This is a genomic window from Bradyrhizobium sp. 154 (assembly GCF_023073875.1).
Classification (GTDB): Bacteria; Pseudomonadota; Alphaproteobacteria; order Rhizobiales; family Xanthobacteraceae; genus Bradyrhizobium.
The window spans coordinates 93,119-115,721 of sequence record NZ_JADPKG010000101.1 but is presented as its reverse complement, the minus strand read 5'-3'; the positions used below and the strand labels follow the sequence as shown (position 1 = coordinate 115,721).

Sequence of the window (22,603 nt, the reverse complement as noted above, 5' to 3'; positions counted from 1 at the left end):
GTCTACTCCGACGCCGGCGGCTTGCGTACCGAGGGATGCAGGCCGGAGGGATCGACGATCATGCCGTACTCCTGGAGATTGTGGGCATGGCAGAGCTGATGCAGCGCAAAGGCCTGGTCGATCGCGGCGGGCTGGCCCATCACGTCCACCGAGCGGTTGACGGCCTCCTTGGTCAGCTTCAGCGCGAAGGACGGTTTCGTCGCGATCCGGCGCGCCAGCGCCAGCACGCTTGATGACAGCTCCGCGCGCGACACGACCTGATTGACCATACCGAGCTGATGCGCCTCCTGGGCGCTCCAGCTATCGGCGGTGAACAGGAACTCCTTGGCCTTGCGTGGGCCGAGCTCCCAGGGATGGACGAACCATTCGACGCCGCAGACGCCCATGGTGACGACAGGGTCGCAGAACTGCGCATCGTCGCTGGCGATAATGAGGTCGCAGGCCCAGGCCAGCATCAGCCCGCCGGCGATGCACTTTCCGTGCACTTCGGCGATAGTCGGCTTGGCGAGGTTGCGCCAGCGCCGCGTGATCTGGAGATAGATTTCCTGCTCGCGAGCGAAGCGGCCGTGAGCATTCGGCTCGGCAAAGCCACCCCAATTTCCGATCGGCGGAAAATCGACGCCCGCGGCATTCTTAGCCCCGGGACGCAGATCATGCCCGGACGAAAAGTGCGGACCGTTGCCGGCGAGGATGATCACCTTGACCGCGTCGTCCTGCACGGCCGCATCGAAGGCGGCGTTGAGGTCGTAGGTCATTTGCAGGTTTTGCGCGTTGCGCGCGTCGGGCCGGTTCATCACGATCCGGGCAATCGGCGGCTCCGGTCGCTCCACGAGGATGGTCTCGAACGAGCTCATCGCTTTCCCCTTGCCGTTTCCGTTCTTGTTTTATCCGAGTTGACTATGTCGTCGGGGCATAGGCAAGAGGCTTGCGTCAGTCGGCTGCTTTTCTCACGCGCCCAATCTGGTAGTTTGCGCCAGATTCCACCGGGAGAAATTTGATGCGCAAGATCCTGACCGTGCTGGCAGCGCTGGCCTCGCTGAGCCTGGCCAATTGCGGCTACAACGCGATCCAGAGCGAGGACCAGCAGATCAAGGCCAATTGGTCCGAAGTCGTGAACCAGTATCAGCGCCGCGCCGATCTCGTCCCCAATCTGGTCAATTCGGTGAAGGGTTTTGCCCAGCAGGAAAAGGACGTGCTGCTCGGCGTCACCAATGCGCGCGCCAAGGTCGGCAGCATCCAGGCAACGCCGGAGGTGCTGAACGATCCCGCCGCCTTCCAGAAATTCCAGGCCGCCCAAAGCGAGCTCTCCAGCGCGCTGTCGCGGCTCCTCGTCGTCACAGAGAACTATCCGCAGCTCAAATCGGATGCCCTGTTCAAGGATCTGATGTCGCAGCTCGAAGGCACCGAGAACCGCATCACGGTGGCGCGAAACCGCTACATCAAGGCCGTGCAGGAGTACAACATCACGGTCCGATCGTTCCCGACCAACCTCACCGCGATGGCATTCGGCTACAAGGAGAAGCCGAATTTCTCGGTCGAGAACGAGAAAGAGATCTCGACCGCGCCGAAGGTGGACTTCAACCCGGCTCCAGCGCCGTCGAAGTAGGCGCGTCGATTCGCGAATGCGCCAAGCCCCAATCACCGCCGTCATTCCCCGCGAAATCGGGGAATCCAGCTCGCCGCGGCCTCTCCGTATCTCGCCGCCATCTCTGGAATACTGGATCGCCCGGTCCCGGCTCCAAGGGCTTCGCCGGGCACCTCGGTATTGGGCCGGCGAAGCGTCAGCGAAGACGCAAAGCCGGGCGATGACAGCGAGGGTGTGGTGGGCCCTTTCGGTCTTCTCCTCGTTTGTTCTCGCCGTCGCACTTCTCTTCGCCTTCGCGCTCCCCGTCCACGCCGACGTCGCCGTGCCCCAACTCACCGGCCGCGTGGTTGACCAGACCGGCACGCTCTCGAGCGCCGAGATCGCTACGCTGTCGCAAAAGCTGCGCGACTTCGAGAATCGGAAGGGCAGCCAGCTCGCTGTCCTGATCGTGCCGACCACACAGCCGGAGACGATCGAGCAGTTCTCGATCCGCGTTGCCGAGGCCTGGAAGATCGGACGCAAGAAGGTCGACGACGGCGCCATCCTCATCGTCGCCAAGAACGACCGGCATTTGCGCATCGAAGTCGGCTATGGCCTCGAAGGCGCGCTCACCGACGTCACGTCGAGGCGGATCATCGATGAAGTCATCACGCCGAAATTCAGGACCGGCAATTTCAGCGGTGGCATCTCGGACGGTGTCGATCGCATGATGCGGGTCATCGATGGCGAACCGCTGCCGGTTCCCTCGCCGACTGTCAGCTTCGGCCATCTGGACGACCTCGCGCCGGTCTTCCTTGTGACGCTGTTCGCCTCGATCGGGGTCGGCGGGGTCTTCCGGGCCATGCTGGGCCGGCTGCTCGGATCGCTGGCGACCGGCGGCATCATCGCAGCACTGACCTGGCTCATTCTCGGCTCTTTCACCCTCGCCGTGGCGGTCGGCGTTCTCGGCTTCATCATCGGGTTCATCGCCGATCTGTTTTCGGCGATGGGACCAAGCACAGGGTGGTCGCGTGGCGGCTCTTGGTCGAGTGGCTCCCCATCGGGCGGCTGGAGCGGCGGCTCATCGAGCGACAGCGATAGCGGCAGCTTTAGCGGCGGCGGGGGCAGTTTTGGCGGCGGCGGCGCCTCGGGGAGTTGGTAGGTCATGAGCATCAAGCGCATCACCAGGCACCTCGTGCAGCATCATTGGCGGGCGAAGCGGATTTTTCCGCAGGCCGTGCTCGACCGCATCGAGCAGGCGATCAAGCGGGGCGAAGCCACCCATTCCGGCCAGGTCCGCTTCGTCGTCGAAGGCGCGCTCGACGGTGCGCCGCTGTTCCACAACCAGCCGGCGCGCGCGCGCGCGCTCGACATGTTCTCGCATCTGCGCATCTGGGACACCGAGCACAACAACGGCGTTCTCATCTATCTCCTGCTCGCCGACCGCGACGTCGAGATCGTCGCCGACCGTGGCATCGACGCGAAGGTTGGAGCCGAGCGCTGGGAGAGCATCTGCCACGCGATGGAAACCGAGTTCAGGGCGGGCCAGTTCGAGCGCGGCGTGATCGCTGGCATCGAGGCCGTGTCGCGCGAACTGGCGCGGCATTTCCCGCCGCAAAGACCGCATTCGAACGAGCTGCCGGATGCGCCCGTGGTGATGTGATCTCGCCGGTACTGGCCAAGGCCAGAACCACGTCGGAGAGGCGCCCTGCCTCGCGAGTGAATTCTACGGGCGCAATGCGCCCCAATGCCGCCTCCGCTGACAATTTGTTGCACGTCGCCACGCCGGTTCCACTTTCCCGGCCAAATTCGGCCTCGGACGAGTTCCTAAAATTTCGGTAAGCGGGTCCCGAGGTAAGGATTTCGCAAGCAATGAAAGTTACCAAAAGGTCAACCTAGACTGGAGTATTTGAGCCGTGAGCGAACCAATGCCCGAGCAGGCCTCCCTGGATCATGGCGCCGTCGAAGCCGCAGCAAGCGCCTCGCAGACGGTCGAGGCTGCCGGGATCGACGCCCCCTCGATCGCCCCTGACCACGAGGCGCCGCCGAAGCCCGACCCGGTCAAGATCGAGCCGCCAAAAATCGAGACATCAAGGATCGAGGTGCCGAAGTTCGAATCCAAGACTGAACCCAAGGCTCAGTCCAAGGCGGAGTCCAGGGCTGAATCCAAGCCCGAGCCGGAGCCCGGCAAGCTGATTGTGATGGCGCCATCGGAACGCTCCTGGGATCGCGAGGACTTTGCCCCGCATGTGAAGGCGGAGGAGCCGCGCGAAGCCGGCGGCAAGCGCCGCCTGTCGGCGATGGCTGCGGTGGTGGCGATCGCTGCTTGCGTCGGCGCGATCAGCGGCACGCTCGCGACCGCAGGGATGATGCACTTTGCCGCCACGGCCCCGGCGCCGGTACAGGTCGCCGATACCAGCGCGCTGGACGCTTCCGTCGCGCGGATCGATGCCGACCTCGTCGCGCTGAAGGCCAATGTCGAGCGCTCCTCCAAGACCGACGTGAGCCAGTTCAACCGGACCAACGACCGCCTCGACAAGCTCGAGAAGGCGCAGGCCGAGCCGTTGGCCAAGATCGCAAAACTGTCGGAGGCCGTCGACAAACTCCGCGCCGCGCCGCCGGCGGCCCTCGCGCCGGCCGCAGCCGCCGCGTCCGCCAAGGAGACCACCGGCTCGATCGCGCCGACCCAGGTTGCCACCGCCGCGGCTGCGCCCGCACCCGCCGCGCCCAAGACCGAGGTCGGCCGCCTGCCGACGATCGAAGGCTGGAGGCTGCGCAACGCCGCCAATGGCGGCGCGCTGATCGAAGGCCGCGACGGCCTCTACGAGGTATATCCCGGCGATCCCATCCCCGGCGTCGGCCGCGTCGATGCGATCCGCCGCCAGGACGGCCGCTGGGTGGTTGTCACCAGCAAGGGCCTGATCGTCGCGCGTTGAGCCCTCATATCCGGCCTTCGAAAAGGCGCTTCACCACTGCGTGAGGCGCCTTTTTGCTTGAATAGGCTGGTCGCCGCGGTGTTACTTGGGGCATGAGCCGCGCCTTGCGAATTGTCGTTGCTGCCGCCGCATTGTTTGGCGGTGTCGTCTCGCTTTCTGCGGCGGAGAACGTGCAATTGGCGCGCGGCACGGCGATCACCGATCCTGATCTGTTGCGCCGGCTCGATCAGAGCGATGCTCTCACGATCGCGAGCCTGCTAAGGCCGGAGCGGAACGCCGACATCCCGCTCACGACCGACCTGCTGTTCTCGTCGTTGCCGCAGCTCAAAGCGATTCCGCCGGCGATCAATGCGGAACTTGACCGCTACATTTCTCGGTACAAGGCGACATATCCGGGCGAGACCATCGGCGTCGGCGAAGGCTTTGACGTGCAATTGTTCGACCGAGCCAATCTGAGATCGCGCGACACGCGTTTCGTGCTGGCCGGCATCGTCAACCGTATGGACCGCGCCTATGTCTCGGAAGAGTCCTGCGGTGAGATCCGGCTGATCTACCGTCTCGCGCGTTACGAGAGCAGGCCGGAGGGCGGCAAGACCGCAACGCGCCTGCCGATGACGCTCAATCTGGTGATGAAGGCGCGCGACGCGCGCCAGACGGACGGGAATAATCCCGTCACCTGCGCCGCGATCGCGCGGCGCTGGCTCGACGATGGCGACTGGCAGGAGTTGATCGGCAGTCGCTCTTCGCCTCACGATGCCATGCTCGACCGCATCGAGACCAACATCCAGGTCTCCGTCGCGCCGAAATCGGCGCTGCACGATTTTCGCTCGGACTATCTACTCAAGGTGTTCAAGTACGACGCTGCGAGGAAAACGTTCGAGGAAGCGACGCTGGAGAACCAAATCGACCGTGACCGAATCCTTGCCGACGATGCGCTTCGGCGCGACTTTAGGGATTGGTTGCTCGCGCCCGAAAATCTGCGCGAATTCGATCGCGGCACGGTGCTGATCCCGGAAAGATTCCTGGCGACGTCTGCGGTGGTGCCGACACCTGCCGGGCTCGATGCCTCGGCGTTGCAGCCAGAGTTCGGCATGATGCAAGGAGAAGGAAAAGGGGAGGGCAGCGACGTTCCCGTCTTCGGCGATGACGACGTGGTCGGTGCCTTGAACCAGGCTGCCGCGCGCGGCATCGATCTGCAGAACGTCCGCTCGGTCGCTGGCTTTCAGCGCCGTCTCAACGACGTCACTTGTGCCGGCTGCCACCAGACCCGCGGCATCGGCGGCTTCCATTTCCCGGGCGTGGATTGGCTTGTGGACAAGTCCTCGAACTCCGCCAACGTGCCGGCATCGCCGCATTTCTTCGGTGACCAGCTCCGCCGCCGCGACATCCTGACCGCATTCGCCGCGGGCAAACGTCCCGATTTCTCACGCGGATTTGCCAGCCGGCCACAGACCCGCGGTGGCCGCGAGCTGGCCGGGACCGAATATCAGGACGGCTGGGGGGCGCATTGTTCCCTGCAAAATGCGGGATCAGGAACGACGGACAAGAGTTTTACGTCATGGAGCTGTGCTAAAGGCCTCACCTGTCAGGCTGCCGCGGCCTCGCGCCGCATCGGCATGTGCTTCATCAAGACGCGCTAAACCGATTTGGATGACCCATGACGGACCCGAGCGAAGCCAACAAGGAGCGCAATCGCAAGATTGCGCACAACGAGGAAGCCAAGCAGGTCACCGGCAGCATCCGCGTTAGCACCTGGGCGGTCGCGATGGTGGTCATCATCGGCGGGATCCTGTTTACGCTCGGCTGGCTGGCCTTGCGGTAGTCGGCGCCCTCACTTGGCGTAATTCGTCATCCGTTTTCCTGGCAGCAGTTCATAGGCCGGCTTCCAGCCGGGCAGTGCGGCCATGCGGCCGAGCCAGGCGTGGATCGCCGGATGGCTCGCCGCGAAGTCGAAGCCGTGCTCGTCACTCGGATAATGCAGATAGGCCATCATCGAGATATCGGCGACCGTCGGCTTTGCGCCGATCGCGAATTCATTGTGCTGGAGGTGTCCATCGAGGATGCCGAGGAAGTCCTCGAGCCGTCGGCGAAAATGCTTCAGTACCTGCGGATCGTTTTTCGCGGTGAAGGCGCGCATGAAGCGATAGGTCGCCATGTAGCCGGTGAGCTTGTGGTTGTCCCAGAACAGCCAGCGCAACAGCTCGAATTTTTCCTCGTCCGTATCAGCGCCAAAGCGCCCGTACTGATCGGCAAGCTTGAGCAGGAGCGGCGCGGTCTGCGTCATCTTCACGCCGTCGATTTCGAGCACGGGGATCTCACCCATCGGGTTCACCGCCCTGCGCCATTCCGCGGTGCGCGTGACGCCGCCGCCGAAATCGGTCCAGACCGGCTCGAATTTTTCGCCGCAAAGCGTCAGCATCAGCGCCAGCTTGTAGCTGTTGCCGGATTCGGGGAAGTAGTGCAGGCGGTAGCTGGGCATGGGACCTCGCAGGCGGACGGGATGCGCTGCCGATCATTATACCGAGACGGTCTCACGCCGTCATTGCGAGCATAGCGAAGCAATCCAGCAATGCATCCGCGGAGGGATTCTGGATTGCTTCGCAGCGCTCGCGATGACGATGCCGTGCGAGCGCGGCTCCTAACCCACCGCCCCCGTACCCCGCAGCTGCTTGATCGCCGCCTCGTCGTATCCCGCCCCACGCAAAATCTCGTCGCTGTGCTCGCCAACAGCGGGCGGCTTGCGCGGCTGCACCTTCCTGGCGCCGTCGATCCAGATCGGGCTGTTGATGGTGAGCATGGTGTCGTTCTCGAACGGCACCAGAACCTCATTGTCGAGCATTTGCTTGTCGTTGGGGATGTCGTCGAGAATGGCAACGACGCCGAACACGAGGCCGTTGCCGTCGAGGATCCTGCGCCATTCGCCGAGATCCTTGGTGGCGAAGGTGTCGTCCAGAATCTTGATCAGCTCGACCGAGCGGGCGTGGCGGTCGGCCTTGGTGACGAAGCGCGGATCGTCGATCAAGTCCTCGCGCCCGAGGCAGCGCGCCAGCGTCGGCCACTGCCGCTCCTCGTTGAGCAGGGACAGGATCAGCCAGCGGCCGTCCTTGCACTGGTAGTGGTTGGCCACCGCGTTCAGCGCGCGCTCGCGCGGGCGCCGCTCGCCGAACTTGGCGCCGCAGAGTTTTGCCTGTGCCAGCACGCTGGCGGCCCAGACGCCATTGGCCATCAGATTGGAAGCGACATGCGATCCCTTGCCGGTCTTCTCGCGCTGATAGAGCGCGGTGACGATGGCGCCGTAGAAGGCCATGGCGCAGGGATGGTCGCCCATGCCGGCGACGGAGCGGGCCGGTGTCGTGTCGGTATCGGCGCGGACGAGGTCCATCAGGCCGGAGCGCGCCCAATAGGCATTGCTGTCGAAGCCGGGCTTGTTGGCTTCCTCGCCCTTCTCGCCATAGCCGGTGAAGGAGGCGTAGATCAGCCGGTCGTTGAGATGGGCGAGGTGGTCATAGGTGATGCCGAGCTTGGCGCGCACCGGCGGCGGCATATTGGTGATGAAGACGTCGGCCTCCGCCACCAGCTTATAGAGCACGGCCTGCGCTTCCGGCTTGGAGAGGTCGAGCGCGATGCTCTTCTTGTTGCGGGCTTCCAGCAGCCAGGCGAAATTGTGCTCACCGGTCGGATAGCCCGGAAGGTTCGGCAGATTGCGGTAGGGATCCCCGGTGCCGGGCGGCTCGATCTTGACGACGTCGGCGCCGAAATCCGACAGCACGGTCGCGGCCGCGGGCGCTGCGATGAAGCTCGCGCAGTCCAGAACCTTCAGCCCAGCAAAGATGCCCTTTTCCATCGCGGCGTTGCTCCCTCGCTCTTGTCGTTTCCCGCGCGCTGGAATTGGCGCGGGCGCCTCGTGGGAGCATTAGACCGATGTTTCGGCAGGATGCAACGGCGCCCGCTGCAGGGCCTCACTCCTCCCCCGCAAGCAACGCAGCATTGCCGCCGGCCGCCGCGGTGTTGATGGTCACGGTCTGCTCGGTGGCAAAGCGCGCGAGATAGTGCGGGCCGCCGGCCTTGGGGCCAGTTCCGGACAGGCCATTGCCGCCAAACGGCTGCACGCCGACAACGGCGCCGATCATGTTGCGGTTGACGTAGATGTTGCCGACCTGGACTCGATCGATAATGGCCTCGATGGTGTCGTCGATGCGGGAGTGGACGCCGAGGGTGAGGCCGTAGCCGGTGCGCTCGATCGCTTGCAGGACACGTCCCAGATTCTCGGCGCGGTAGCGTACGACATGCAGGATCGGCCCAAACACCTCCTCGGTGAGCTGGCTGGCTTCTTTGAGCTCGAAGATGTGCGGCGCGACGAAGCAGCCCTCCGGTGCGTGCCCTGCAAAGTGCAGCCGCGCCTCGCCCTTCATTCGCGCGATGTGTGCATCGAGACGCTGCTTGGCCTCGCGATCGATCACCGGCCCGACATGGGTCGCGACATCGCTTGGGTCGCCGATTCTGAGCTCGCGCGCCGCGCCCGCGATCATCTCGATCATGCGGTCGGCGACGTCCTCCTGCACGAACAAGAGCCGCAGCGCCGAACAGCGCTGGCCGGCGGAACGGAAGGCAGAGGTCACGACATCGTCGGCGACCTGTTCGGGCAGCGCGGTCGCGTCCGCAATCATGGCGTTGATGCCGCCGGTCTCCGCGATCAGCGGCACGATCGGTCCGTCCTTGGCGGCGAGCGCGCGGTTGATGCTGCGAGCAACCTCGGTCGAGCCGGTAAAGACAATTCCCGCGATGTCGGCATGCGCGGTCAGCGCGGCACCGATGCGGCCGTCGCCAGTGACGAGATGCAGCGCGCTCTTGGGGATGCCAGCCTCGTGCAGCAGGGCTACGGCCTCGCGCGCGATGCGCGGCGTCTGCTCGGCAGGCTTTGCGACAACGCTGTTGCCGGCCATCAGCGCCGCTGTGACCTGGCCGAGGAAGATCGCGAGCGGAAAATTCCACGGCGAGATCGCGACGAAGACGCCGCGGCCGCGCATGGCGAGCGCATTGCTCTCGCCGGTCGGACCGGGCATGGCCGCGTCAACGCCGAACAATTTGCGGCCCTGCGCGGCATAATAGCGGCAGAAATCGGCGGCCTCGCGCAGCTCCGACAGCGCGTCGTCCAGCGTCTTGCCGCCCTCCGCTTGTAGCAGCGCGATGAAATGGGCCCTGCGGCTCTCCAAAAGATGCGCAGCCTGCTCCAGCGCCGCCGCGCGCGCAGCCGCCGGCGTCCGGCTCCAGGCGACAAAGCCGGCGCGCGTAGCAGTCACCGCTGCGTTGGCCCGATCCGGTGTCGCATCTGGGATGGGCTTGAGATCGATCGCCTCAGCCCTGACGTCGGCCAGCAGCTGGTCGAGTGCGGCACGCTCACCGAATTCGACCCCGCGCGAATTGCGGCGCTCCGGTGCAAAGAGATCGCGGGGCAGCGGAATCCTGGGATGAACCGCCTGTTGCGGACGTTCGATGGCGTCGGCCGGACGCTGCAACAGCGCCGACACCGGCACGCGATAATCAGCGGCCTGCGCCACGAAGGAGGAATTGGCGCCGTTCTCGAGCAGCCGCCGCACCAGATAAGCGAGCAGGTCGCGATGGCTGCCGACGGGCGCATAGGTGCGGTAGGCGATGTCAGCATGGTCCTTGGCAAGCTGCTCGTACAGCGCTTCGCCCATGCCATGCAGGCGCTGGAATTCGAAGCCGCCACTGCCTTGCGCAAGCTCGAGCACAGTCGCGACGGTTAGCGCGTTGTGGGTGGCGAATTGCGGGAAGATGCGCGGCCTCAAAGCCAGCAGCTTCGAAGCGCAGGCGATGTAGTTCAGGTCCGTCATCGCCTTGCGCGTGAACACGGGATAACCGTCGAGCCCGCGCTCCTGTGCACGCTTGATCTCGGTGTCCCAATAGGCGCCCTTCACCAGCCGCACCATCAGCTTGCGGTCGTGCGCGCGGGCCAGCGCATCGACATAGTCGATCACCGCGCTCGCGCGCTTCTGATAGGCCTGGATCGCCAGGCCAAATCCGTCCCAGCCGCTCAGCGAGCCATCGGCGAGTGTTGCCGCGATCACGTCGAGCGACAGCTCCAGCCGGTCGGCTTCCTCGGCATCGACGGTGAAGTTCAAATCATGGGCTTTGGCGCGCTGCGCGAGGTCCAGCAGCAGCGGCACCAGTTCGCGCATCACGCGTTCGCGGCTGGTCGCCTCGAAGCGCGGATGCAATGCCGAGAGCTTGACCGAGATGCCGGGCCGATCGGGCAGGGGATGGTTGCCCGCGGTCTTGCCGATGGTCTCGATCGCGCGCGCATAGGCGTCGAAATAGCGCTTGGCGTCCGCCGCCGTGCGTGCGCCTTCGCCGAGCATGTCGAAGGAATAGCGCGGCTTCTGGCCGGAGCGCGGCCGGCCGCGCTCGAGGGCCTGCTCGATCGTCTCCCCCAGCACGAAATGATTGCCCATCAGCCGCATCGCCTGGCGCGTGGCGGTGCGCACGGCGGGCGCCCCCAGCCGCTTTACCAGCCGGCCGATGGTGCCGTCAGGCGTCTCGCCGGGCTGGATTACCCGTGCCGAGAGGCCGAGCGCCCAGGCCGAGGCATTGACCAGGAAGGCGGTGGACTTGGTTTCGTGATGGATGAAGTCGCCCTCGCCGAGCTTGTCCTCGATGAACTGGTCGGCGGTGCGCGCGTCCGGCACGCGCAGCAGCGCCTCGGCCAGCACCATCAAAGCGAGCCCCTCCTTGGTCGAGAGCGCGAATTCCCGCAGCATGTCCTCGACCCCGCCGAGCCGGTCGTCGCGCTTGCGGATCGCCTCGATCAGCCGCGTCGCGGTGCGGTCGATCCGCGCCTCCTGCGGCGGGCTGAGATGCGACGCCGGCAAGAGGCGGGCGGCGATCTCGCTATCATCGGCCGTGTAGGGCGCGGAGAAGGGCGGTGGGATGTTCGGCATGGCGTGTCCTGTGGCTGAAATCCAGGATAAGGCCCGCGTTACCGTAGCTCGATAGACAATTTAGCCAGGTTGCCTTAGAAAATGAAGATCATTGGCTATTTGGCACCGTAAGATATGGAACTTGACCGAATCGACCGGAAAATCCTCTCGATCTTGCAGGAGGATGGGCGCATCGCCAATGTCGAGCTCGCCGAGCGCATCGGCCTGTCGCCGACCTCGATCGGCGAGCGACTGAAGCGCTTGCAGCGCGAGGGGTTTGTCGAAGGCTACGGCGCCCGCCTCAACCCGCACCGGCTTGGCCTCGGTCTCTTGGTGTTCGTCGAGGTGCTGCTCGACAAGACCACGCCCGATAATTTCGAGCGTTTTGCGCGCGCAGTGAAGCTGGCGCCCGAGGTGCTGGAATGTCACATGGTTGCCGGCGGTTTCGACTATCTTCTCAAGGCCCGGCTGGCAGACATGACCGCCTATCGACGCTTCCTCGGTGAGACCCTGCTGTCGATGCCGGGCGTGCGCGAGACGCGGACCTATGCGGTGATGGAGGAGATCAAGCGCGACGCACCGTTGCCGATGGGCTGACGAAATGCCGTCGCGATTGTCATTGCTGTGGCGTTGGATGCGCGGTCTTCACGGGAAAAATAGCTATCCTGTGCAATCGCAACGCCTGTCGTCGAATGCACTGGCCGTCTTCTGAAATTTTTCTTAGCCCAGCTCCCGGACGGATCCGGGAGGCAGCAAAGGCTGACGCGGGCTTATACTTTGAGGTTCTCTGCGGAGGTCTTGCCCCGGTTTGCGATCTCTTCGTATTCCACCGTCTGTCCTTCGTTGAGGGTGGACAGACCGGCCTTCTGCACTGCCGAGATATGCACGAACACATCCTTGCCACCCGACGCAGGCTGGATAAATCCATAACCCTTCGTCGGGTTGAACCACTTGACCGTACCTTTAGCCATCACGACTTCTCCGCGGGTCTTCCTCCGAGATCTCGAATCGCCAGTCCCCGCCAACCGGCCGGTTCGGTCCTAACAGGATACGCGGAATGTGGCAGGCTTGGTAGCTCAAACCACATCGGCATTTCGCCGAATTCCGCTCAACTTCGCAGCGATTTTGCCGGTTTTGCCCGTTTCGCGGTCAAATGGCAGGAGCGCGACGGATCTAATATCGCGAGGGATCATCGCATAGCCGTTCTTCCTTAACCCTCCCCTGGAGGGGGAGGGTCGATTGCGCGAAGCGCGAGCGGGGTGGGGTGATCCTTCCACTCGGGCAGTGTGCGAGATGAGAGACTGTCACCCCACCCCGCTACGCATTGCGCTGCGCTTCATGCATAGCGACCCTCCCCCTCCAGGGGAGGGTAAGAGAAAACGCGTTGACGCGGTCCTTCAGTACGTCGCGGCCAGATAATCGACGATCTTGCCGACATCGGCATCGTCGATCGGTGCGCCATAGACCTTGATCATCTTGGTCACCTCGGCCTGCCAGAAGCCCTTCTTGTCCTTCATCGGCGGCTGCGTGGCGATGTAGTCGGACGAGTGGCAGGCGCTGCAATTGCCCTGCACGACCTCGAGATTGGGCCCGGGCTTTAATGCCGCGACCTCGTCTGGGGTCTTGTAATTGACCGGTGCCGCAAGTGCCGAACCGATCACGGCGGCGAGAGCGAGCGAGATGGCGAGGAGAACGGTGCGTTGCATGATCATTCTCCTTCAGGCCACGGTCACGCGGACGGTTTCGACGACGTTGCGCAGATAACCCGCCGGGTTCCAGCGCGGCGTATCCGGCTGGGTCTCGCCGCCATTGCCGGTGGCGCGGACTTTGAGCTCGTGGCTGCCGGCCGCGAGCTTCACCGGCAGCTTCCATTCGCGGAACGAGTACTTGCCTAGATCCTTGCCGAGCTTGGCGCTGCTCCAGGTCTTGCCGCCGTCGGTCGAGACCTGGACCTCCTTGATGCCCTTGCCGCCGTCGAAGGCGATGCCGCGCAGCATCGCAGTTCCCGCCTTCAGCTTGGCGCCGTCGGGGATGCTGGTGATGAAGGAGCGGATGGTGAATCGGTTGATCGGGATCGTCGCCTTCGGCGCGGTGCCCGGCTCGACCGCGTTGTTCGGCGTGTCAGGGATGCGATACGCCGACTTCATCCAGAAGCCGTCATAGACGTTGTCGATCACCGTGATCTCGTTGAGGTGCTTGACCCAGTAGGTGCCGTAATAGCCCGGTACGATCAGGCGCAGCGGGAAACCGTTGAGGAACGGCAGGTCCCCGCCGTTCATGCCATACGCCAGCATCACCTCGCCGTCGGTAGCGTGATCGAGATCGAGCGCCTTGACGAAATCCGGCGTCTTGTCGCTGACCGGGCCGTCCATGCCGTTGAAGGTGACCTGTTTGGCGCCGGCCTGCACGCCCGCCATTTCCAGCACCGCCTTCAGTGGCACGCCGCGCCAGCGCGCATTGCCCATGGCGCCGTTGGCGAGCTGGCCGCCGGCAACACGTGGCTCGAAGAAGCCGCGGCTGTTGCCCGAACACTGGTTGACGGCGACGATCTCGGTCGCCTTCATCTTCTTGATGTCCTTCAGCGACAGCTTCAGCGGTTTGTCGACCTTGCCCTTGACCTCGAGCGTGAACTTGTCGGGGTCGAGATTGTAGGGCAGGTCGGAGAGATGATAGCGCACGAAGAATGCGTTGTTGGGCGTGATCGGGCCCTCGTTGAACACCGCGAACGGCGTCTCGAGCTGCGGCGGCCGGCTGGTCAGGCCGATCATCGGCCGCTTCTGTGGATATTTCACCAGCGGCCGTTCGCCATTTGCAAAGGGCAGGGTGACGGTGTCGAGCGCCAGCGCTCTGGTTGAGTTCAGTGTGGCCGCAAGGGCGGAAAGGCCCGCTCCTTTGAGCAGGTCGCGTCGATCGAACATTCTCATCCCCTCCCGGAGCTTTTCGTCGGATCGCGGTCATCACCGCGATCCCGCACTCATCTGTTGCAACGATTTGGACGAAGTCAATTCGTGCTTTCGCAGCAAGCCCATGCCGCTGCGTTGCAGCAGGCCGGTGTTACGCCGCGATGATTCCAGCGGGGTGGATCAATGGTGCCGCAGAACTCGCTCGACTCTCCCGCTTGCGGGAGAGGTCGCGCCGAAGACGCGGGTGAGGGCTTTCCCCTCTGGGGGATTGTCGCGTTGCGGAAACACCCTCTCCCCAACCCTCCCCCGCAAGCGGGGGAAGCGCACCTTTCGTGTGGCCTACGCGCTACGCGGCAACGCGCTCGCCTCGGTCGACGAGCGCCGTCAAGTCCCTCGCATCCGCGACGACACGCACGGCAAGCGGCTCGTCGCGGCCGCGGATCGCGACCTCCTGCTGCGGCAGGGCGTCGTCGGCAAGGCCCGCGGTGCGGCGGACTTCCTCCGAGACAATAGCCTCGCAAGCGAGCGTCTTGGTCATGTCCTGAAGCCGGGCAGCGACGTTGACAGCATCGCCGAGCGCAGTGAAGACGATGTGATCGCGATAGCCGATGTCGCCGATGATGACCTCGCCGCCATGGATGCCGATGCCGAAGCGGATCGGCTGGCGCAGATCGTGGCTCAGGAGCTCGTTGAGCTCGTCGATACGCGTCGCGATGCCGGAGGCCGCCTTCAGCGCCTGCCGGCAGGCCGCTTGCGGATCGGCCGACAGCCCGAACAGCGCCAGCATGCCGTCGCCGACGAACTGGTTCGGTTGACCGCCGTTCTCGATCACGGCCTGCGACACCGCGCCGAGGAAGCGGTTGACGATGAAGACGGTGTCGAACGGCAGCCGCTTTTCCGCGAGCTGGGTCGAGCCGCGCATGTCCACGAACAGGCTGACCAGATAACGCTCCTGGCCGATTCTGGCGGGCGTCGAGGCTTGCGCATTCGCGGAGAGTGTGTGCGGTGTGAAGAGCTGAAAGAAGGAGAGGTCGGACGTCGGCCGCAGCTGGCAGGCGAGCCTGATCGAGGGGTCGCTGGCGCCGACGCGGGTCAGCACGAAAGCCTCGCGCGGCGACGGCTCGGGCAGGGCGCCATGATCGCCGATGATGCGGATGCGGCAGGTCGAGCAGCGGGCGCGGCCGCCACAGACGCTGGCATGCGGCACATTGTGGCGCAGGCTTGCTTCCAGCACCGACAGCCCCTTGGGGACCCGCACCGTTTTCCCATTGCCGTAGGACAGCGCGATCATGCCGCCGCGCCGTTCGCGCAACGCGCGCACGCCGCGCGCCGCCAGCGCCAGTCCGAGCAGGCCGAAATAACCGATGGTGAGGCTGCCGGTGATGCGGTCGAGCGTATTGCCTTCGGCAGCCGTGCCGATCTGGCGGCGGCTGAGATTGTGCGTACGCCATTCTCCATCGTCGCTCTCGACGGCGACGCTGCGTCCGCCCTGGTAGGTGCCGAGCAGCGACAGCGTCGGAATCAGCACGGCAGCCGCGAGCAGATAGGGTGCCGCCCGCGCGAAGAACGGTTTGAGGCGAAGCCAGAAGAAGATCCCGATGCAGCCGTGCACCCACGCAATCAGAAGCAGGATCGTCATCTGCCAGAGCCGGCCGGGCGAGGCGACGAAGAACAGATAGAGCTCCTGCGGATAGAGTTTCTGGTGTCCATACAGCGTCTGGCCGAGCCGCACTCCGATCACGTGTGCCATGATCAGGACGGGGATGCTCAAGCCCAGCACCAGCTGTAGCGGCTCGATCGTCCGCCAGCGGAACTGCCGGCGCTGGTACAGCGCGTAGAGGCCAAGCCCCATATGGGTAAGTGCGGCCGTGTAGAAGACGATCGCGATTGGGAGGAACTGCCAGAATACGGTGTGGTAATAGACCCCGACCTCCATGGCATCGACCGAGATGTTGCCGAGCGCATGGTTGAGGAAGTGGCTGACCACGTAGGAGAACAGGATGACGCCGCAGACGAGGCGCACCTGCCGCACGCTGGTGGCACGGACGGCAGACATCTGGATGGGAGCGGTGGCCATGATTCGATTGTATCAGTTCATGAGAGAGAACAGCCAGCGTAGCGTTTAATTCCGGAGGTGGACAGCTTTGGAGATCACATGCGCGGCAAGGAGCCACACACTCCGCCGTCGTCCGGGGCGAGCGCGCGTCGATCCGCGACGACAGGGAGAATGGAGCTCCCGCATTGACTCCCCGTCGCAGGTTGGCGAAAAGCGCGGCCGTGACGACAGCCCCTGACATCACCGTTTCCCTTCGCGGCGCCGCGCGCCGGCCCCTCGTCATGGCCGCGGCGATCATCGCCGCGATGACCGTGCTGCGCATCGTCTACGCCTCGGAGATCGAGTTGCGGACCGACGAGGCCTATTACTGGACCTGGTCAAAGGAAACGGCGCTCAGCTTCCTCGATCATCCGCCTGGCGTTGCCTGGCTCATTCGCTTCGGCACCGCGATCTTCGGCGATACCGCGCTCGGCGTCCGCTTCGGCGGCATCGTCGCGATGCTGATGACGCAGCTGCTGCTCGCCGACATCGTCCGTCGTCTCACCCATAACGCACGGGCAATCATGATCGCGGTGCTGATGCCGGAGGCCGCGCTCTATTACGGCCTGCTGATGGCCAAGATCGCGCCCGATGTCGCCATGATCCCGTTCGCAACGGCGATGATGTGGTCGCTGGTGCGGCTGGCGCAGGGCGGCGATGAACGCTGGTGGCTTGCGGCCGGGCTGTTCGCTGGCCTGTCGATGCTGTCGAAATTCACCGCGATCATGTTCGCGCCGGCCGTTGCCGCCTTTCTGCTCGTGCCGGATTGGCGCTGGCGTTGGCTACGTAGCCCCTATCCCTATCTCGCAGTGCTGGTCGCGACCCTCGTGTTCTCGCCGGTGCTGATCTGGAATGCGCAGCACGACTGGGCCTCGTTCCGCTTCCAGGGGGTGCGCGCCACTGCCAATTACGGCATTTCGCTGCGCACCATCGGTGACTACATCGGCCTGCAATTCGGCCTGGTCGGCTTCGTGATGCTGCCGGTGGTGCTAACGGGCCTGGTGCTGACGGCGTGGCGCGGCTATCGCACGCGCGAGCCGGTCGCGATCCTGTTGTCGACCGCGGTGCTGGTGCCGTTTCTCTATTTCCTGGTCAAGTCGATGACGCTGCGGGTCGGCGACACCTGGCCGATGTTCATGTGGCCGGTTGGCTTTGCCGCTGCGGCAGTGAACCTCGCAACGATGACGAAGGAGGGATGGTCGGCTCGCATGCACAGATCGTCGGCGTTCTGGGCCAGGACATCCATCACGACGGGCATCGCCTTCGTCGTCATCGTGTTCCTCTATTACGTCGCCGCGTCCTGGAATCTGCTCGGCAAGATCGATCCGATCGGCGCCGAAGCCGGCTACGAGCAAGTCGCCGCGCGCGCGCAGGCCGCACTCGACGAGACCGGCGCGACCTGGATCGCGACGACCGACTACCGCACCTACGCCATGATGCGCTGGCTGTTCAGGGGCCGCGTGCCCGTCGTCGAGATCAACGAGCGCGGCCGCTTCCAGAATTTCCGCGATCCCGGCATGGACCGGATCAGGGACCACGCCGGCATCTATGTCGGGCGGGAGCCGGATAATCGATCATTGCTGTGGGAGAGCATCCCGGCGAAACGCAAGCAGCTTGGCCAAGTCGAGCGCCGCTGGCGCGGGCTCGTGATGGACACCTATGTGCTGGAAGAGCTCACCGGATGGACCCCGGAGCTCTCACCGCCGAAGGACTCGCCGCTGTTCCAGTGGCGGGTGCTGGCGGGGGAACTCGAGAAGCGAGAGCTCGCCTAGAGGCAAGCTCCTCTTCCTTCTCCCCCTGTGGGAGAAGGTGGCGCGAAGCGCCGGATGAGGGGTTTGCTTCGGCGAACGCTACTGCGAGAGAGAGGGCGCGGAGAGATACCCCTCACCCGTCTCGCCGCTACGCAGCGAGCCACCCTCTCCCACAAGGGGAGAGGGGAAGAAACGCGCTACTCCTCGTCGTCTTTCCGCTGCAACAGATCCGTCGCCAAATCTGACAGCTTCGGCGGCGGCAGCGCCGCGAACGGCAGCGGCCTTGTCACGTCGATCGCAGCCAGCCCCAGCCGCGCCGTCAACAACCCATTGAGCACGCCTTCGCCGAGCCGCTGCGACAGCTTCGCCGCGATGCCGTGGCCCAGCATCTGCTGAACCAGGCTGTCGCTCGCGGCCATGCCGCCCGTGATGGCGAGGTGGGCGATGACTTGGCGGAGCAGGCGGACCATGCCGAGCGCGCCGGGGCGGCCGCCGTAGAGATAGGCGAGCTGGCGGATCAGGCGCAGCGCGGCGACGAACACGAACAGCACGTCGATCGCCGCGCGCGGCGAGACTGCCGTGACGATCGAGACCTTTTGCGCGGCTGACGACACCAGCCGCCGCGCCTCCGCGTCCAGCGGCGACATCAACTCGCGCTCGGCGAGGCGGATCATATCGGCGCCGTCGATGATCTCGCCAGCATGGCTCTCAAGCGTCGCGCGGGCGCGTGCGAGCTGCGGGTTCTGGTGCGCGATCTTCAGGAGGTCGTGCACGATGACGCGGCTTTCCTTGCGATCATCATTGGCAAGGACGGCGGCGGCGCGCTGATGCAGTTTCTCGATCGTCGCGAGCCGCGCCAGCCCGAACGCCTCGCGCCCGATCACGACCGCGAGCGCAAGTGCGGTGACGAACGCGAAGGCAAGGCCAACCATGCCGAGGCTGTCGCTGCGCGCAAACAGATCCTCGATCAGACGGACGACACCGAGCCCGGTACCGAGCAGCGTCAGCCCGGCGAGGCCGGACCAGAACAGCGTGCCCCAGGGAAAGCCGCGCCGCGCCGGAAGCGTGGTTTGAACTGGTACCGGCAGCGCCAGCGGATCGGGCTCCGGCGTAATCTGGATCGTGCCGCGACCGATCCGCCCTGTCTCGTCGGCCTCGGTGACGACGACGCCGGGATCATCCAGCCGGAACGTCGCCGGCCGCCGTTGCTGGGATCGCTCGTTCATGAGAGCTTGTCTCCGATCAGGAACTGCAAGGCACGGTCGAGGCGAATATGTGGCAGCGCCGGCTCTTCTGTGCCTTCGTGCTCGAGCTTTGGCGGCCGGAAGCGCAGGAAGCGGAAATCACTCTTCTCGGCAGCTTGCGTCGCGAGTCCGCGGAACGCATCCGTACCATTGAACAGCGGCTCGGGATCCAGCGGTAGATCGCCTGGAAAGGTCGCAACCTCGATGTTGCCGTCGAAGAACTCGCCGCCAGCGCTTTCGCCTGCGGCCGGTGTTCCCAAAATCGACGGCAATTTGTCGCGGCCATGCGCCACCTGCGCCTCGCGCGTGGCGCGGACGGCGGCGAGCGCGACGACGTCGATCTCCGCGCCGGTATTTTCGGCGCGCATAACCGCGCGGGTGACCGCACGGCGCAGCACGGCCTCGAGCCGGTCGTGGCTGGAATGATGCAGATGGTCCGCCTTGGTTGCCGCGAACAGGATGCGGTCGATGCGCGGCCGAAACAGGCTGGAGAGGAAGGTGCTGCGGCCGATGTTGAAACAATCGAGAATGCCGGCGAGCGCGGCTTCGAGATCGTGCAGCGCTTCGGGTCCGGAGTTGAATGCCGTGAGCGCATCGGCCAGCACGATCTGGCGGTCGAGCCGGGCGAAATGATCGCGAAAGAACGGCCGCACCACCATGTCCTTGTAGGCCTCATAGCGGCGTACCATCATGGCCCACAGCGATCCTTCCGGCGCCTGCCCGCCAGCGGGCAGGTCGAGCGGCGCGAAGGTCAGCGCCGGCGTATCTGCGAGATTGCCGGGCATCAGGAAGCGGCCGGGCGGCAAGAGGCTCATCGCAAACCGTTCGTCGCGGCAGGCGCGTAAGTAATTGGTGAAGAGCTTGGCGGCCGTGAGCGTCGCCTGCTCGTCCTCACGTGCCTCGGGCTTGAGCGTTGCAAGATGCGCGTGCCAGTCTGCGGCAAGATGCGCGCGCGGCGCCTCGCGCGACAGGGCCAGACTTTCGGCCGACCATTGTTCGTAGCTCTTCTGCAGCAGCGGCAAGTCGAGCAGCCATTCGCCGGGATAGTCAACGATGTCGAGCGTGAGCGTGCGGTCCGCGCCGTTCCGGCGCTGATAATCGATGACGAGGCGGAGCTCGCTGATGTCGACGGTCGAGTTCGGCCAGCGCCGCTCCTCGATCAGCGCGCGCAGATGGGCCTCATAGGCAAAGCGCGGCACGGCATCGTCCGGCTGCGGCGCCAGATGCGCCCTCGCGATCCGGCCCGAGGCATAGGCGTCGAACACCGGAAACCGGCCGCCGCGGGTAAGGCCGTGGATCAAGGCGGTGATGAACACCGTCTTGCCGGCCCGCGAGAGGCCGGTGACCCCGAGCCGCACCGTCGGATTGAAGAAATGCTCGCCATAGTCGATCAGCGCCCTCGCCGACAGCCGCGCCTCCTCGACCATATCCTGGAAACTGAATGCCATATGAACGCTGAGTGATCTCGGGCGGGAGGAATGTGCGACCGTTCACAAAAGTGGCAATTGCGTGAGGAAAATCAAGTTTCATACTTCCACCGCCTTTGTCGGCAAATCAGCCGTTTGAACGACGCGCCGGTCGCGAAACACCCATGCAAGAGGGCATTGCCTCACGTTGCGGATTGCCATGACCGTCTTCCAACTGAAACACTTCGCATCCTCCTCCGTCCATGCTGCGGCCGACGCGATCGGCTGGGATTATGACCGCGCCGAGCTGATCGCCGACGGTGTCATTCACGCCATCGGCGTGCTCGCCGGGCTCATCGCCGCGACCGTGCTGGTGGTGCTGGCGGCGGTCTATGCCGACGCCACCGACATCGTTGGCGTCTCGATCTATGTCGCCGGCCTGCTTTCGATGCTGGTGCTGTCGGCGACCTATAATCTATGGCCGGTGTCGCCGGCCAAATGGGTGCTGCGGCGGTTCGACCATGCGGCGATCTATCTCCTGATCGCGGCGACCTACACCCCCTTCATCCTGGAGCTGAAGGACAGCGTGTTCGCGCTGCTACTGCTCACCGGCGTCTGGTGCGTCGCGATCCTCGGCATCGTGCTGAAGCTGTTCTATCCCGGCCGGTTCGACCGCATCTCAGTCGGCATCTATCTCGCGATGGGCTGGAGCGGCGTCATGCTCTACGACGCCGTGGTCAGGGCGCTGCCTGCGCTGGCGCTGGGCTTCATCCTTGCGGGCGGCCTGCTTTACAGCTTCGGCGTGATCTTCCACGCCTGGCGGCGGCTCCGCTTCCAGAATGCAATCTGGCACGGCTTTGTCTTGGCCGGCGCGGCGTGTCATTATACCGCGGTGCTCGACCTCGTGTTGAGCTGAGCAAGCCGCGAAGCGGTAGAAGAGACGCGGGCCAAGACAAGAGGAGACGTCGCATGCAGGTGACCGGCAAGGTCGTGGTCGTCACGGGCGGCGCCAACGGCATCGGCAAGGCGTTGTGCGAGGCTTTTCACAGGGCGGGTGCAGCCAAAGTCGTCGTCGCGGACATGGATGCCACCAACGCAAGGGCGGTCGCAGCCATGGTGGATGGTGACGCCTTCAAATGCGACGTCGCGCAGGAAAAGGACATCGCCCACGTTATCGAGCAGACCGAGCGGCAGTTCGGCCCGATCGAGCTGTTCTGCTCCAACGCCGGCATCGGCGGCGGCTTCGATCCGATGTCGGAAAATGCCGGCGGCGACTCCGATGAGCCGTGGCAGCGGAGCTGGGCGATCCACGTCATGGCCCACGTCTATGCCGCGCGGCATCTCGTTCCGCGCATGAGGGCGCGTGGCGGCGGCTATTTCCTCAACACGATCTCGGCCGCAGGCCTGTTGTCGCAGGTCGGCAGCCCAGCTTATTCGACGACGAAGCACGCCGCGGTCGGCTTTGCCGAGAATCTCGCGATCTCGCACAAGGCGCACAACATCAAGGTCTCGATCCTCTGTCCGCAGGGCGTCGACACCAACATGCTGCGCTCGATCCCGAAAGGCCCGCAATCCGGCGACGGCGACCTGACGCCGGAGCAGGTGGCAAAGGACGTGCTCGCCGGCCTCGAACAGGAGACGTTCCTGATCCTGCCGCACCCCCAGGTGCTCGGCTACATGCGCAAGAAGACCGAGAATTACGACCGCTGGATCGGCGGCATGGCCAAGATCCAGGCGAAGATGCGGGAGGAGTTCGGGAAGTAAGG

General features: G+C 64.8%; 20 protein-coding genes. 10 read left to right on the top strand and 10 right to left on the bottom strand.

What is annotated here, in order from left to right:
* Positions 1 to 2: 2 nt before the first annotated feature.
* On the bottom strand, positions 3 to 854 hold the full coding sequence (locus IVA92_RS23250) for an enoyl-CoA hydratase (protein ID WP_247277426.1): 852 nt from the start codon (positions 852 to 854) through the stop codon (positions 3 to 5).
* Between the two features lie 143 nt (positions 855 to 997).
* Here IVA92_RS23250 and IVA92_RS23245 point away from each other — a divergent pair, with 143 nt between their 5' ends.
* The 6 genes from IVA92_RS23245 (at position 998) to IVA92_RS23220 (ending at position 6,322) form a co-directional block, all read left to right on the top strand.
* Complete coding sequence (locus IVA92_RS23245; protein ID WP_247277425.1) at positions 998 to 1,606, top strand: LemA family protein; 609 nt, start codon at positions 998 to 1,000, stop codon at positions 1,604 to 1,606.
* A 199-nt stretch (positions 1,607 to 1,805) separates the two neighbouring features.
* Entirely contained in the window at positions 1,806 to 2,726 is a 921-nt protein-coding gene (locus IVA92_RS23240) for a YgcG family protein (RefSeq protein WP_247277424.1), read from the top strand.
* A 3-nt stretch (positions 2,727 to 2,729) separates the two neighbouring features.
* Positions 2,730 to 3,227, top strand: coding sequence for a TPM domain-containing protein (locus tag IVA92_RS23235; RefSeq protein ID WP_247277423.1), 498 nt, complete (start codon positions 2,730 to 2,732; stop codon positions 3,225 to 3,227).
* Positions 3,228 to 3,492: 265 nt separating this feature from the next.
* Positions 3,493 to 4,500 carry a hypothetical protein gene (locus IVA92_RS23230; RefSeq protein ID WP_247277747.1) on the top strand — a complete coding sequence of 336 codons (1,008 nt, stop codon included), beginning with the start codon at positions 3,493 to 3,495 and terminating at the stop codon, positions 4,498 to 4,500.
* Positions 4,501 to 4,592: 92 nt separating this feature from the next.
* Positions 4,593 to 6,140, top strand: a complete 1,548-nt coding sequence (locus IVA92_RS23225) for a hypothetical protein (protein ID WP_247277422.1) — start codon at positions 4,593 to 4,595, stop codon at positions 6,138 to 6,140.
* 17 nt (positions 6,141 to 6,157) lie between these two features.
* Positions 6,158 to 6,322, top strand: coding sequence for a hypothetical protein (locus tag IVA92_RS23220; RefSeq protein ID WP_247277421.1), 165 nt, complete (start codon positions 6,158 to 6,160; stop codon positions 6,320 to 6,322).
* Between the two features lie 9 nt (positions 6,323 to 6,331).
* Here the strand turns inward: IVA92_RS23220 and IVA92_RS23215 are convergent, their stop codons facing one another.
* The 3 genes from IVA92_RS23215 to putA all read right to left on the bottom strand — a co-directional run bounded on the left by IVA92_RS23215 (position 6,332) and on the right by putA (position 11,459).
* Positions 6,332 to 6,979 carry a glutathione S-transferase family protein gene (locus tag IVA92_RS23215; RefSeq protein ID WP_247277420.1) on the bottom strand — a complete coding sequence of 216 codons (648 nt, stop codon included), beginning with the start codon at positions 6,977 to 6,979 and terminating at the stop codon, positions 6,332 to 6,334.
* Positions 6,980 to 7,138: 159 nt separating this feature from the next.
* Positions 7,139 to 8,344: a CoA transferase gene (locus IVA92_RS23210; protein WP_247277419.1), complete on the bottom strand. Its 1,206-nt coding sequence runs from the start codon at positions 8,342 to 8,344 to the stop codon at positions 7,139 to 7,141.
* A 115-nt stretch (positions 8,345 to 8,459) separates the two neighbouring features.
* Positions 8,460 to 11,459 carry a bifunctional proline dehydrogenase/L-glutamate gamma-semialdehyde dehydrogenase PutA gene (gene putA / locus IVA92_RS23205; protein ID WP_247277418.1) on the bottom strand — a complete coding sequence of 1,000 codons (3,000 nt, stop codon included), beginning with the start codon at positions 11,457 to 11,459 and terminating at the stop codon, positions 8,460 to 8,462.
* Between the two features lie 114 nt (positions 11,460 to 11,573).
* Here putA and IVA92_RS23200 point away from each other — a divergent pair, with 114 nt between their 5' ends.
* On the top strand, positions 11,574 to 12,035 hold the full coding sequence (locus IVA92_RS23200) for an Lrp/AsnC ligand binding domain-containing protein (protein ID WP_247277417.1): 462 nt from the start codon (positions 11,574 to 11,576) through the stop codon (positions 12,033 to 12,035).
* Positions 12,036 to 12,208: 173 nt separating this feature from the next.
* Here the strand turns inward: IVA92_RS23200 and IVA92_RS23195 are convergent, their stop codons facing one another.
* The 4 genes from IVA92_RS23195 to IVA92_RS23180 all read right to left on the bottom strand — a co-directional run bounded on the left by IVA92_RS23195 (position 12,209) and on the right by IVA92_RS23180 (position 16,418).
* Complete coding sequence (locus IVA92_RS23195; protein ID WP_008563500.1) at positions 12,209 to 12,409, bottom strand: cold-shock protein; 201 nt, start codon at positions 12,407 to 12,409, stop codon at positions 12,209 to 12,211.
* 426 nt (positions 12,410 to 12,835) lie between these two features.
* Entirely contained in the window at positions 12,836 to 13,144 is a 309-nt protein-coding gene (locus IVA92_RS23190) for a cytochrome c (RefSeq protein WP_247277416.1), read from the bottom strand.
* Between the two features lie 12 nt (positions 13,145 to 13,156).
* Complete coding sequence (locus tag IVA92_RS23185; RefSeq protein ID WP_247277415.1) at positions 13,157 to 14,356, bottom strand: molybdopterin-dependent oxidoreductase; 1,200 nt, start codon at positions 14,354 to 14,356, stop codon at positions 13,157 to 13,159.
* Between the two features lie 331 nt (positions 14,357 to 14,687).
* The gene (locus IVA92_RS23180) at positions 14,688 to 16,418 is read right to left on the bottom strand and encodes an adenylate/guanylate cyclase domain-containing protein (RefSeq protein WP_247277414.1); all 1,731 of its coding nucleotides are present in this window, start codon (positions 16,416 to 16,418) and stop codon (positions 14,688 to 14,690) included.
* 260 nt (positions 16,419 to 16,678) lie between these two features.
* On the opposite strand from IVA92_RS23180, the gene IVA92_RS23175 reads away from it, so the two are divergent.
* Complete coding sequence (locus IVA92_RS23175; RefSeq protein WP_247277746.1) at positions 16,679 to 18,208, top strand: glycosyltransferase family 39 protein; 1,530 nt, start codon at positions 16,679 to 16,681, stop codon at positions 18,206 to 18,208.
* Positions 18,209 to 18,384: 176 nt separating this feature from the next.
* Here IVA92_RS23175 and IVA92_RS23170 read toward each other — a convergent pair whose 3' ends face one another.
* Together IVA92_RS23170 and IVA92_RS23165 are read right to left on the bottom strand one after the other, a co-directional pair.
* On the bottom strand, positions 18,385 to 19,413 hold the full coding sequence (locus IVA92_RS23170) for a TIGR01620 family protein (RefSeq protein WP_247277413.1): 1,029 nt from the start codon (positions 19,411 to 19,413) through the stop codon (positions 18,385 to 18,387).
* Positions 19,410 to 20,879: a YcjX family protein gene (locus IVA92_RS23165; RefSeq protein ID WP_247277412.1), complete on the bottom strand. Its 1,470-nt coding sequence runs from the start codon at positions 20,877 to 20,879 to the stop codon at positions 19,410 to 19,412. The genes IVA92_RS23170 and IVA92_RS23165 overlap by 4 nt, the downstream gene beginning before the upstream one ends.
* Before the next feature lie 178 nt (positions 20,880 to 21,057).
* Here IVA92_RS23165 and IVA92_RS23160 point away from each other — a divergent pair, with 178 nt between their 5' ends.
* Positions 21,058 to 21,753, top strand: coding sequence for a hemolysin III family protein (locus tag IVA92_RS23160; RefSeq protein WP_247277411.1), 696 nt, complete (start codon positions 21,058 to 21,060; stop codon positions 21,751 to 21,753).
* Between the two features lie 53 nt (positions 21,754 to 21,806).
* On the top strand, positions 21,807 to 22,601 hold the full coding sequence (locus IVA92_RS23155; RefSeq protein WP_247277410.1) for an SDR family oxidoreductase: 795 nt from the start codon (positions 21,807 to 21,809) through the stop codon (positions 22,599 to 22,601).
* Positions 22,602 to 22,603 lie beyond the last annotated feature (2 nt).